The sequence below is a fragment of the Cupriavidus sp. Met-2 genome (assembly GCF_049843575.1).
Lineage (GTDB): Bacteria > Pseudomonadota > Gammaproteobacteria > Burkholderiales > Burkholderiaceae > Cupriavidus > Cupriavidus metallidurans.
On sequence record NZ_JBBHZL010000030.1, the window covers coordinates 1 to 11,676 of the forward strand.

Below are 11,676 nucleotides of genomic sequence, written 5' to 3' on the forward strand. Positions count from 1 at the left end.
TACCCACGTTCCCTGAAGTCTGAGTTGTATTGGGAGCTGCCCAGCTCTGGTCGTTTGTCCTGCCACCCACGTCGATTGAACCTAAGTTCAAGGTGGAGCGGGGCCGGCAAAAGCCGAAACACCCGGAGGCTGACTTTGGTACCGGGCACTAAGGCAACGCTAACGCGGTTCGCGGTGCTGGACACCATGAATGCCGCCATCGCGACGCCAAATAGTACCGTGAGCGTACCTAAGAGTATCCAGTGGGATTTTTGTCGAGCAAGCATTGTGCGGCTCCCCTGTGCTTTTTGATCTAGACGTGGCCCGCAATCGAGGCAACAACACTCACGGCTTGTACATAACCGCCAAAGTTGTAGACCTGCATATTGTCGGTCGTTGCTTCCACGGAAGTGTGCGGTCAACCACAGAAGGGATCGTGCGAATGAGCATGGCTGCTTATGGCGCCGATCCAGACGATGCAGACGGTCCGCCCTAGGTCCGCTCCTGGCCGGCTGCGGAAATCCGTCGCGGGCCGACGATCCGCCGGCCCTTGTGCACCGTGGGATTTCCGTTGTCTCCCAATTGGGGCGCCTAAAGTGATGGGGGAGAATGGCCGAAGCCGAGCCCTGAGCCGCCGTCCCAGTCAAGCGCCAGTTATGGCGCTCATCCATGAGGCCATATGGATACCGGGGAGTACTTCATCTTGGACAGACGCTATGGTCTGGCGCCTTAGAAGAAATGCCCCATCAGTAGGCTGGGGCATTTGCATTTCTCTCAACCAATCCGCGCGTTCAAGCGCTTCTTCGGTCGAAGCCCTGTCGAGGAAGTGCGCGACATGCGCGAGTCGTTCGTGCTCTCGCCGGCGGTTCGTTTCGGCACCTGGTCACTCGCTACGCAGCCATATCCAGAACCACCTTCCCCCGTACATGGCCGCCCATGCTCCTTGCAAGGGCGTGGCTTGCCTCTGGAAGGGAGAAGACCGAATCGATGTGGATGCGCAGATCGCCCGATGCATGGAGCGCGCCCAACGCGGCAAGCTGCGGTCGATCTGAGCGGGTCGCAAAGTGTTTGCCAGTTACCTGCGCTTTATTGCCTCGCTCGGTGTCAGGCTTGCTCACGGTGGAAACCAGAATGCCGCCGCGCTTCAGCACGGACCATGACCGCGCCTGCGTCGTGCCGCCAACGAGGTCGAGCACCAGATCGACATCAGAGACCTGCTTCGCGAAGTCCGTCGCATGGTAGTCGATAACTTCTGCGGCGCCGAGGCTCTGCACGTACTCGCGATTGCCGGGCGAAGCAGTGCCGATGACGTGCGCCCCCGCAAGCTTCGCGAGTTGTACCGCTGCACTGCCTACACCACCGGCTGCCGCGTGAATCAGAACGCTTTGGCCTTTGCGTAGCTCACCATGCTCATGCAACGCTTGCCAGGCGGTCAACGTGGCGGCCGGAGTCGCCGCCGCGTCTGTAAAACTCAGCCGTGCCGGCTTGCGAGCCAGACGCGCCGGGTCCACGACGATGCGGTTTGCGTAGGCCCCCACGATGCCGATGAAGCCCATCACCTCGTCGCCCGGCGCCAGCGTGCTCACGTTGCGTCCGACCGCCAGCACCGTGCCGGCGGCGTCGACGCCTGGGGTGAATGGCAAGGGAAGGGGAATGAACGCTTTCATTGCGCCACTGACGATCTTCCAGTCGATCGGATTGACCGCTGCGGCGGCGACATCGATGAGGACTTCGTCGTCGCCCGGTACGGGGTCGTCCAGCTTTGCCAACGTCATTGCGTCAAGACCGCCGTAGGCGGCAACTCGTATGGCTTTCATCGGGTGCTCCTTGAAGGAATGCCTGCAATGGGGGCGTCGAGCGCCAGTGCGGCCTGAACGGGGTCGAAATACTCGCGCAGATGAGTTATGCGCCCGTCGCGAGCGGTCAGGAAGACGACATACTCCTGGCGGTAGGTGTGTCCGGTTGACGGAATCAACCCTTCGGCACGGACACGTGCCACGGCATGGTGCGGGTCCGCAGTGGGAGTGACTACGGCGTCGAAAAAGCGAAAGTCCTTGACCGCGCCGATGAACCAAGCGGCGTGCTCGATCACCGCTTCGCACCCCTCGAGCCGCTGTGGATGCCCGAGGCTCGGCGCATAGGGCAGTTCCCACACAACGTCGTCGGCAATTAGCCCTTGCCACTGCTGGTTGTCGTCGACCAGCCACCGGAGGTGAAGCTGCAACAGCTCTGAGGCGATGCTCATGATGGTTTCCCTTGTCTGTGCATTGGTCAGGCGATGGCCTGGCTGGCCGGCGCTCGGCGCGCGTCCAGACCGAATGCCCCGCTGCCGAAGGCTGCTACCTGCAGCAGTCCTCCAGCCATGGCGAAGTTCTTCAGGAAGTGGAACATCTGATTCTGGTCGGCCAGCGCGTGGTGGAAGATCAGCGCCGTCACCACCGCATAGGTCGCCAACAACAAGGCGACGATGCGCGTGCGATAACCAGCAACCAGCAGCACTGCACCTGCCAGTTCAAGGATCAGGGCGCCCAGATAGCCCAGCAGCGGTGCGGGCAATCCCAGGGACGCTATGTAGGACATCGTTGCGCCCGGAGCCATTAGCTTGCCCAGACCGCTGACGAGGAAGAGGGCAGCGATGAGGATTCGGCCGATGGCCGGGATCACCGTTTGCGGAATTGCGAGATTCTTGTTCATGACGAGCATCCTTTAGGAAGGCGGATGAAAGATGGGTTGCGTGGATCAGAAGCTTGCTGGGGCTGTGCCCCGTTGCTGAAGAAGATTAGGCGGGCGAAATCCATGTCGGTAGCCTATATTTCTAGATGTTTTCCATCTACAGAGTAGATAGATGCTCGACGCCGTCTCGCTGGACCAACTCCGCACCTTCATTGCCGCCGTGGACGAAGGCAGCTTCTCCGCGGCGGGTCGCAAACTACGGAGGGCGCAGTCCGTCGTCAGCCACACGCTTGCCAATCTGGAGGGGCAAATCGGTGTGCAACTGTTCGACCGCAGCGGACGCTATCCGCGGCTGACGGAGCAGGGCACGGCACTGCTGGCGCAGGCTCGCCTGGTCGTGAGCGGGATGGACGGTTTCAAGTCGACGGCAAGGGCTATCGCAGAAGGGCTGGAGCCTGAACTTTCGGTGGTGGTGGACGTGATGTACCCGATGGCTTCGCTCACGGACGCGGTCGGCGCGTTCCGGAAGGCGTTTCCTCACACGCCGCTGCGGCTTTATGTCGAGGCACTTGGCGCCGTCCTGCGACCCGTGCTGGCGCAGAAATGCCGGCTAGGAATCAGCGGCTCGATGCCTTCCGTCCCGGAGGTCATGGATGCGGAAAAGCTACTCGATGTGCCAATGGTGACAGTGACCAGCCCGTCACATCCGTTGGCCGCCCGCACGGGAGTTCTACGGCCGCGCGACCTGAAGGCGCATGTGCAACTGGTGCTGACCGACCGGACATCGCTGACCGACGGTATGACCTTCGATGTGTTCTCGCCGCAGACCTGGCACCTGGCCGATCTGGGTGCCAAGCACGCCTTTCTGCGCGCGGGGTTCGGATGGGGGCATATGCCGGTCGAGATGGTTCAGCACGATCTGGATACAGGCTATTTGGTCAGGTTGCAGATCGAGCAGTTCCAACCGCATACGCCGCCTATTTCGATGTTTGCGGTCTACCGAAAGGACACGCCACCAGGGCCCGCAGGGCAATGGTTCCTGCGCAGGCTCAAGGGAGGCGAGGCGGCGTCGCTCCCAGCGCGTTAAAGGCCATGCGTTGATGGAGCGATGGGCCCCTGCTTGCTCGCAACTTCGCCGGTCGTCGGTATGTGTTTGCGAAGCGGATGCCTCCGCTCAAGCGTGCAATGGCGCAAACTGGCTTTGGATTCAACCGGTCAACTGGCCAAGGTTTGGCGACGGGCGCAAACTAGCCATGAGTGACCGATTGCGGCATCATCATTCGATCAGCCCACGGGCGGCCTGCCTGACGTCGGGCGAGGAGAAGCGGAAAACAGCGCGATCCAGCAAGTAATGGATGAAGCCAGTCGCGAAGCCCAGTGCCAGCAGCGCCGGCACGTAAGGCGAGGAGCGCAGCCAGCGCGCCGCCTCACCGAAGATGCGATCGGCGTAGGCGTATTCGTCGGTCACGGCCTCCACTTCCAGCAGCGGTAGCAGCAAGGTTGAGATAACGGCGAGCACGAGCAGCACTGCCCAGCCGCGTCGATTGATGGGCGCCAGCAGTTGCAGCCAGTGCGTGCCAGGCGACTGAGCCCCACCGGAAGCCGCGAGCGAGGTGAGTCCCATTGCCGCGCTCCAATGCTGCACGCTCCACAGTACGATGAACAGGAAGGGGTCGCGCGCGAGGAAGGCGACGAGCACCATAGACGAGACGCTTAGGATGTAGGTCACGCGCGGCAACGATGTACGCTGCGAGCGCAGTTCGACATATAGCATCAGGCCAGTCAGGATTGCGACGAAGGCAATGCCGCCATCGTGCAGTGCGCGTGCGAACACGTCCAACCAGTTCCCCCCTAGCAGCGGGTTGATCCAGCGATCCTGGAAAGCTATCGATCCAGCCAAGGCGTCTGCCAATACGACGAAGCCACCGCCCACGACAAGCGCGAACCACCGATCAAGCCGTCGCGTGACCGCGTCGGATGCTCGTCCCGCGCGGGAGCGGTACAGGCTAAGTAGCCCAAAATGCTGCGCGGCGAAATGGTGACTCACCAGCAGGTAGTCCAGGACGGCCAACCACACCACGCGCTCAGTCACCGGTATCGGCAGCACGCTCTCGGGCGTCAGAAGCAGGGTGAAGCAGGCCACGGCGATGGTCAGCGGGGCCACGACGAAGCGTAGCCGCTGCGTCGTGAGCAGGGGGCGGTAGGCCGGGGTTGCGTAGGCCAACCAGGCCGACGAGACGCGGTGGCCGAACCATAGAGGTACCGCAAAGGCAAAGAACAGCCCATCCACCGGGCTGGCGCGCACGTCGTCATGACCCCAAGCCAGCAGAAGGACCAGGGGGGCTAACCACAGTGCATTCAGTACCCAAACGAGATCCCAAGCCGGGTTCTTGATCCAGCGCGTGGTGGGCTTCCTGGCTTCGCGGCTGCCGCGCAACTGGCCGTCGGCCATGGTGGAACTCCTGGAAGTTGCTTGCCTGATGGTGGTTTCAGCATATGTGCATATGGATCGGGAGGAGAAATACTTTCCTGTCTTCGGCGACGCTCGCGGGCCGACTTCGAACTGGCGGTTCCGCAACGTTCTCGTGCTGTAGCGCCAGCTCAGAAGCCAGTTCAGGCTTCGGAACGGCGCCATTTCCTCGAAGATCGAACTGTAGTTCATCGGGCCAACTCGGTCATCGAGTATCGGAAATCCAACGGCTCAAACTGGCCGGTCTCGGCGCTCCGCCTATCCGGGTAAGGGCTTCCTGGTGCAGAAGGCAGCTACCGCAACCCGTCTCTGCCGTTCGGCGTGACCAGATCAGACGGCGGTAGTAGCCAGAAGAGCTGTCATACCCTTCGTTCTGCTGTGCCGTTGATGTCGGGGTTTCCACCGAGTGTCCCGACGCGTCAAACGGTGGCCCTGGAATGTCAAATGACTAGCCGGATTTCATCACTTCTAGCTCGAACGTTTTCGGAGACAAGCCTGATTTTTGCAGTAGCCTTCACCGGCAGCCGTGCTGCCACTTGAGAACGTCCACAACCTGCGCGACCTCGGTGGCCTGGTCAGCCGCGATGGCAGGCGCGTGCACATGGGCCGATCATTTCGCAGTGGCAACTCGGGCATAGCGAGCTAATGCCGCGACTGCAATCCGGCACGCAGCAGGACATGGACGACTTCATGCAGCAGGTGTATTGCGATTTTCCGACCAAGCATCAATCTGCCTTTGGCAAGTTCATGAAAGAGGCAGAAGCAGGCCGAGCGTTGTTGCACGGGCTAGGATCGGTCCGGCTTCGCCACCATGCTGTTGTTGTCGGCGCTTTCTGTGGCACTGGACACGATCCTGGCCAGCTATCTGGAATCGAATCACCGGAACCAGCGACGCTTCCACGGCCTGTCGGCTCGCCTGGCATTACTGGCAATTTCGCCTAACGTGGCGATGCCGTTGCTGAAAGCGCGGGCAGGTTACCTGCAGGCGTTGCTGCAGACCATTGAACAGGAATGGGGCAGCACAGCCAATTTCTTGAGCGAGACTCTGTCGGTGGACGAGAAGTGTCTGCAAGCAAATAACCTTGAAATAACCTTGAGAGGGAAGCGGGCTGAACGGCCTCAGCAGCCGTCAGCTGTCGTCAAGAAGGGGCCTTGTGTGATTGGGCGGCTACCCGCGTCGGGTTACCGCAGGGTCGACGGCCGGCATATGGGTCGCCGTCTGGTCGAGCACCATTTCCGGCTCGTCGGCTTCGCTATCCGTCTCGTCATCCAGTCTGCGACGCATTCGTTCCAGATCGAGGTCACCGGTCCACTTCGCCACCACCACCGTGGCCACGCCGTTGCCAATTAGGTTGGTCAGGGCGCGTGCCTCCGACATGAAGCGATCAATACCGAGGATCAAGGCAAGTCCCGCTACCGGAACATGCCCTACCGCCGATAGCGTAGCCGCGAGCACGATGAAACCACTCCCGGTGACCCCAGCGGCCCCCTTGGATGTCAGGAGCAGCACGGCGAGCAGCGTGAGTTGCTGCGTCAGGTTCATGTCGGTGTTCGTTGCCTGGGCGATGAACACAGCCGCCATGGTCAGGTATATGGAGGTACCGTCCAGGTTGAAGGAGTAGCCAGTTGGGATCACCAGTCCGACGACGGACTTTCGGACGCCCAAGTTCTCCAGTTTGGCCATCATCCGTGGCAAGACGGATTCCGAGGAAGATGTGCCCAATACAATCAGCAGTTCCTCCTTGATGTACTTGATGAACTTCCAAATCGAAAATCCATGCAGTCGCGCAATGGTACCCAGCACGACGAAGATGAAAACCAGACAAGTGGCGTAAAAGGTTGCCATCAACTGGCCGAGTTGTAGCAGCGAACTCACTCCGTACTTGCCGATAGTGAAGGCCATGGCGCCGAAAGCGCCAAGTGGCGCGACTTTCATGATGTAGCCGACGATGGTAAAGAGCACATGCGAGAATTTCTCGATGAAGTCGAACACCAGCGTGCCGCGGCCGCCGAACTTGTGCAGCGCGAAGCCGAACATCACCGCAAACAGCAGTACCTGGAGGATTTCACCTTTTGCGAATGCATCCACTACCGTGTTCGGAATCACGTTCATCAGAAAATCCACCGTGCCCTGCATCTTTCCGGGTCCGGTGTAGGCGGCGATCCCTTTCGTGTCGAGGGTGGATGGATCGACGTTCATTCCGGCCCCGGGCTTGACGATGTTGATGATCAACAGGCCGAGCAGCAGTGCAATACTGCTCACGACCTCGAAGTACAGCAGCGCCAACCCGCCGGTCTTGCCGACCTTCTTCATGTCTTCCATGCCAGCAATGCCCACCACTACTGTGCAGAAGATGATTGGCGCGATGATCATCTTGATCAGCTTGATGAACCCGTCACCCAACGGCTTCATGGCCTCTCCGGCAGTTGGATAATAGTGGCCGAGGACCACGCCGCTGATGATGGCAACGATGACCTGGAAGTAGAGGGATCTGTAAAGCGGCTTTCGGTTGTCGACTTTTTCCATCATCGTCTCCATTGCTGGTTCAGACCGCCAGTCGGGTCGGATCAGCCCCGCTGACATAGCAGGAGTGAGGGACTAAGGTGCCGTGCATTTCATCGCTGCCCTCTATCCTCGCCGCCTATGCCATAAGCAGCGCCTCGTACTCCTCACGGAACTGGTGCAGGGAACTCTCCACCACCGTCACGGCGCCGTCGATGAGGCCGCAGCGGCCGCTGCCGGGTAGGATGCGGCACAGATTCTCCAGCGCTGCCAGATCGGCATGCACACCGCGGCCCGTATCGATGCGGTTCAGCAATCGCATCAACTGGAAGCTGCCACCTTTGCACGGTGGGCATTGGCCGCACGATCCTTGCGCGAAGAAGCTCACAAATTCAGCGACCTTGCGGACAATGCTGGTGCCTTCCGATACAACGATCATCGCCCCCGTTCCCAGACGTGAGCGTCTTAGCCGCACCGAATCAAAGTCCAGGGCGACATCGAGGTCACGCTTCGTCAGCAGAGTATTCGAGGGCCCCCCTGTAAAGACGGCCTTGAACTCCTTGCCTTGCAACATGCCGCCACCGTGCTCGAACACCAGGGACTCCAGGCTCGTTCCCATTGGTAGTTCATACAGACCGGGGCGCAATACGTCGCCAGAGAGTGAATAGAGTTTGGTTCCGGTTGCGTTACCGATGCCGAGATCGCGATACCACTGAGCACCGTGGCGAAGAATTCCTGGTATATGCGCTAGCGTTTCGACGTTGTTGACGATGCTTGGCGCGCCATGCACGCCTTGTTGACTGGGAAAGGGCGGCTTGCGCCGCGGGAACGGGAATCCGCCCTCGACGCTTGCGATCACCGCCGTCTCCTCGCCCCCGATGTATAGCCCTGAACTCGGTACAACGCCAAGCGACAGGGGGGCGCCCAGCAGTCGCTCGAGTTCGGCGTACCGGGGGTGCGCCTGCCATTGCCCGACGGCCTGTCGTATGACCGCAATGGCCTGCTGCTGGTGAGGGTTGACGTAAAGGACAATATGGTTGGCACGCGTGGCGGCCGCGGCGATGAGGGCACCCTCGATCACCTGATGTGGCGTGTGCTCCAGCAGGAAGCGGTCCTTGAAGGTCCCCGGCTCGTCTTCGTTGCCGTTGCAGATGATGGTTTTGTCGCCGTCAGCCGCGGCGGCAACCGGCGCCCATTTGCGATGGGTCGCAAATCCGGCGCCGCCCATTCCGCGCAGATCGGCCTGCTCGATCTCGCCTATGACTGCGCCTGGATCGCACAAGGCCTTGGCCAGCCCCTCTCCTCCGCCAATTGCGAGCCATGCCTCCAGGTCCGCACCAACGCGGACATCGTCCCTCAGGAGAACCTGATTCAGCTTTTCCATCGCGCGCTCCGTCTACGGCTCACCGGACACCGCCAGCGGCCCGGCCGCGGACGCCAGCGCGCAGGCCTGCATTGACGCGCAGATCGAAATGCGCGTAGCCAGGAAAGAGAATCGGTGCCTTGACGTGCAAAGGTAGCCCAGCCAGCGTCAGTTCCCGCTGCCATGCGTGCACGTGGCCGATCCCTGCGCGGCTGGCCACAGCCGAACGCTTCGCCTCCGCTGCCGACGCGCCCGCGCGCCGACCCATGCTTAGGATGTCGAGCAGCGCATTCCCCATCAGCCGGTTGCGCCCGTGGATGCCTCCCGCTACCTCACCCACGCAGTACAGTCCGGATACGCTGGTGGTCCCATGTCCGTCGATCGCAACGCCGCCGTTCTGATAGTGAAGGGTTGGGTAGACAAGGAAGGGTTCCTTCGCTGCATCGTGACCGCACTTGTGCGCAAGGTGGCTCAACGTCACAAGGCGCTTGTCCAGGATGCCGGGATGCTCCATTTCGAGCGTCGGCGTGTCGAGCAGCACGCCCACCTGCCCCTCACGGATGATGCCGCGCCCCTGCGCACATTCGCGCAATATCGCCGAGGCCACGATGTCCCGTGCCTTGAGTTCGTCCACAAAGCGCTCACCCTCGCCGTTGATCAGCTTGGCGCCCGCGGAGCGCGCGGCCTCGGAGATGAGTCCGCCTGCAAGGTGGGGAGGGTACGCAATGCCGGTGGGGTGGTACTGGAACGAGTCGAGCTCGCGCAGGCGCGCTCCGATCCGGTAGGCGAGCACGAGGCCGTCGGCGGTGGCACCGAAATGATTGGATGTTGGAAACGAATTCAGGTGCAGGCGCCCGGCTCCGCCGGTAGCAATGATCACGGCAGCAGCGCGCACTAGCACAAAGGTGCGTGATTCGAGGTTGTAGATCACGGCCCCTGCGCAGTTTCCCCGCTCGTCGGACAGCAGCTCGACCGCCGGGCAGCGGTTCCATACCTCGATGCCGGGATCCAGGTCCACCGCTTCCCGCAGCACCCGCATCATCTCCAGCCCGGTGTAGTCCCGGTAGGAAAGAATGCGCGCGGCCGAGGCGCCGCCGGGCTTTTTGCGCAGAAGGTTGCCGCCGATTGGCCGATCCTCTTCCTGGTCAAACATCATGCCGAGCTGGATCAGCCAGCGAATGACATCCGGACCATCCATCACCATTTGCGCTACGAGTGCGGGATCGCCGCAGAAGTGTCCGGCACGCAGCGTGTCCTCGAAGTGCAATTGAGGGCTGTCGTCCTCTCCGATGGCGGCCTGTATCCCGCCTTCGGCCATCACAGTGTTGCTGTCGCCGAGGCGAAGCTTGGTGGCGAGGATGACCCGCGCCCCATGCTTTGCCGCGGTGAGTGCCGCGGCGCACCCGCCACCTCCACCACCAATGACCAACACATCGGTGGCCATGAGTTGGGCACCGGCAATGTCGACGTCGTCGATCAGCGCATTGGCTTGCAGATGCCGCGCGAGATCCGGCTGGCAGGAATCGCCGCGGTTCACACCGACGGCGAGGGCAACGCGGGCGTCCGGCCCGTGGTCGGGGTGGTAGCCCTTGAGGAGCGCTTCGGCCGAGGTGTTGTCACTGCGTACCGCCGGCGCCGTGCCGGGCCGGTAGCGCTTGCGCGCCTCGTCGTAAGGGATGCCGGCATGCATGAGGGGTGTCTCGGTCAGTGTGGTGGCTGGGCGCCCGGCGCGTCGAGATCGATTGTCATGTCGCCACGCTCGATCTCCCGCAGCCGTCGCATCAGATTCGCCGGCCGCAGCGTCAGCGACGCAATCATCCGTCGCACGAACAGGCCGAGGTGGTTAGGCTGGATGAGCTCGGGGCAGGCCAGTGTGCAGAGGTTGCACATGACGCATTCGTCGAAGACGTGGCCGGCCTCGGAAAGATTGCCCTCCACGGCGAGGTTGACGCCGCGCTGGACATCGAGTCCCTTCGGGCATGCGCGATCGCACCCGCTGCAGTGGCGGCAGTCGGCTGCTTCCGGGAATATGTCAGAAATCGCCTGCAACGCCTGCCAACTATCCTCGATGTCTTCCAGCCGATAGACATGGCGTGCCGGGGAAGTGAAGAAGTCGAGAAAGGCAACCTGCATCCCGTCCTCGATCAAGGTCTCGCAGGCGAGTGCGGTGATCACTTCCTGCTTGCCGGCCCGCCGGACCAGGACGCGGCAGGATCCGCATACCCCCTGGCCCATGCAGCCAACGCCCTCCACCAACGTTTCCCCTGCATGCAGGAAGGCCTGCAGGATGGAGCAGTTTGGCGGCGCTTCGACCTGTTTTCCTTCGATGCTCAGACTTATCATCTTCTCGCACTCTGGTGGCCGGCGGCGTTAGCGCCACACTGGCGCATTTGCCGAAAAGATCATATAAAACATAGCACATGGAAAGTCATTGCAAGGGGGAGGCAATGGGCGCTTTCCGAAGGGCGGTCGCGCCTGCAGCCAAGGCGCTTCTCAGCTAGGACGACCGGCACGGTCCGCCCGACCATTCGGCGTCTCCGCCGGGAGATTCCAGGGTGGCATTGCTTTGTTCCTCCTTTCGAAATGTTTCACTTCCGCTCGCACGGATTCTGCAGGCGGGCTTGCCCAAGCAGGGCAAGTGCGCTGCACCGCCGGGAGGAACGGTTCGTGTCGGCAGACGCAGAGACA

The 11,676-nt window shown here is 61.6% G+C and carries 10 protein-coding genes and 1 pseudogene; 3 read left to right on the top strand and 8 right to left on the bottom strand.

Going from position 1 to position 11,676, the window contains the following annotated elements:
* Positions 1-869 precede the first annotated feature (869 nt).
* Genes WD006_RS28855 through WD006_RS28865 form a run of 3 tightly spaced genes read right to left on the bottom strand, consistent with a single transcriptional unit; the run spans position 870 to position 2,673 of the window.
* Complete coding sequence (locus WD006_RS28855; protein ID WP_234710887.1) at positions 870-1,754, bottom strand: NADP-dependent oxidoreductase; 885 nt, start codon at positions 1,752-1,754, stop codon at positions 870-872.
* 38 nt (positions 1,755-1,792) lie between these two features.
* On the bottom strand, positions 1,793-2,224 hold the full coding sequence (locus WD006_RS28860; protein WP_029309497.1) for a nuclear transport factor 2 family protein: 432 nt from the start codon (positions 2,222-2,224) through the stop codon (positions 1,793-1,795).
* Positions 2,225-2,250: 26 nt separating this feature from the next.
* Positions 2,251-2,673 carry a DoxX family protein gene (locus WD006_RS28865; RefSeq protein WP_035833823.1) on the bottom strand — a complete coding sequence of 141 codons (423 nt, stop codon included), beginning with the start codon at positions 2,671-2,673 and terminating at the stop codon, positions 2,251-2,253.
* 151 nt (positions 2,674-2,824) lie between these two features.
* Between WD006_RS28865 and WD006_RS28870 the strand changes: the two genes are divergently transcribed.
* Positions 2,825-3,739 carry a LysR family transcriptional regulator gene (locus tag WD006_RS28870; RefSeq protein WP_029309499.1) on the top strand — a complete coding sequence of 305 codons (915 nt, stop codon included), beginning with the start codon at positions 2,825-2,827 and terminating at the stop codon, positions 3,737-3,739.
* A 189-nt stretch (positions 3,740-3,928) separates the two neighbouring features.
* Here the strand turns inward: WD006_RS28870 and WD006_RS28875 are convergent, their stop codons facing one another.
* On the bottom strand, positions 3,929-5,314 hold the full coding sequence (locus WD006_RS28875; RefSeq protein WP_231108900.1) for a hypothetical protein: 1,386 nt from the start codon (positions 5,312-5,314) through the stop codon (positions 3,929-3,931).
* A gap of 334 nt (positions 5,315-5,648) precedes the next feature.
* Between WD006_RS28875 and WD006_RS28880 the strand changes: the two genes are divergently transcribed.
* Together WD006_RS28880 and WD006_RS28885 are read left to right on the top strand one after the other, a co-directional pair.
* The gene (locus WD006_RS28880) at positions 5,649-5,768 is read left to right on the top strand and encodes a tyrosine-protein phosphatase (protein WP_224444917.1); all 120 of its coding nucleotides are present in this window, start codon (positions 5,649-5,651) and stop codon (positions 5,766-5,768) included.
* Positions 5,769-5,933: 165 nt separating this feature from the next.
* Positions 5,934-6,131 (top strand): annotated as a pseudogene (locus WD006_RS28885) (tyrosine-protein phosphatase); the annotation flags it as partial.
* Between the two features lie 159 nt (positions 6,132-6,290).
* Here WD006_RS28885 and WD006_RS28890 read toward each other — a convergent pair.
* The 4 genes from WD006_RS28890 to WD006_RS28905 form a co-directional block, all read right to left on the bottom strand.
* Positions 6,291-7,649 (bottom strand): dicarboxylate/amino acid:cation symporter, encoded by a 1,359-nt coding sequence (locus WD006_RS28890; RefSeq protein ID WP_011518792.1) that lies wholly within the window; start codon positions 7,647-7,649, stop codon positions 6,291-6,293.
* A 115-nt stretch (positions 7,650-7,764) separates the two neighbouring features.
* Positions 7,765-9,009 carry a complex I 51 kDa subunit family protein gene (locus WD006_RS28895; protein WP_011518793.1) on the bottom strand — a complete coding sequence of 415 codons (1,245 nt, stop codon included), beginning with the start codon at positions 9,007-9,009 and terminating at the stop codon, positions 7,765-7,767.
* A gap of 19 nt (positions 9,010-9,028) precedes the next feature.
* Positions 9,029-10,678, bottom strand: coding sequence for an FAD-binding protein (locus WD006_RS28900; RefSeq protein WP_029309503.1), 1,650 nt, complete (start codon positions 10,676-10,678; stop codon positions 9,029-9,031).
* 14 nt (positions 10,679-10,692) lie between these two features.
* Positions 10,693-11,331 carry a 4Fe-4S dicluster domain-containing protein gene (locus WD006_RS28905; RefSeq protein WP_011518795.1) on the bottom strand — a complete coding sequence of 213 codons (639 nt, stop codon included), beginning with the start codon at positions 11,329-11,331 and terminating at the stop codon, positions 10,693-10,695.
* Between the last annotated feature and the right edge of the window lie 345 nt (positions 11,332-11,676).

Bases quoted from the DNA above. Each gene is read 5' to 3' on its own strand.
- WD006_RS28875 (WP_231108900.1), bottom strand. From the start codon at position 5,314: ATGAACTACAGTTCGATCTTCGAGGAAATGGCGCCGTTCCGAAGCCTG.
- WD006_RS28905 (WP_011518795.1), bottom strand. From the start codon at position 11,331: ATGATAAGTCTGAGCATCGAAGGAAAACAGGTCGAAGCGCCGCCAAAC.
- WD006_RS28895 (WP_011518793.1), bottom strand. From the start codon at position 9,009: ATGGAAAAGCTGAATCAGGTTCTCCTGAGGGACGATGTCCGCGTTGGT.
- WD006_RS28890 (WP_011518792.1), bottom strand. From the start codon at position 7,649: ATGGAAAAAGTCGACAACCGAAAGCCGCTTTACAGATCCCTCTACTTC.
- WD006_RS28865 (WP_035833823.1), bottom strand. From the start codon at position 2,673: ATGAACAAGAATCTCGCAATTCCGCAAACGGTGATCCCGGCCATCGGC.
- WD006_RS28855 (WP_234710887.1), bottom strand. From the start codon at position 1,754: ATGACGTTGGCAAAGCTGGACGACCCCGTACCGGGCGACGACGAAGTC.
- WD006_RS28860 (WP_029309497.1), bottom strand. From the start codon at position 2,224: ATGAGCATCGCCTCAGAGCTGTTGCAGCTTCACCTCCGGTGGCTGGTC.
- WD006_RS28870 (WP_029309499.1), top strand. From the start codon at position 2,825: ATGCTCGACGCCGTCTCGCTGGACCAACTCCGCACCTTCATTGCCGCC.
- WD006_RS28900 (WP_029309503.1), bottom strand. From the start codon at position 10,678: ATGCATGCCGGCATCCCTTACGACGAGGCGCGCAAGCGCTACCGGCCC.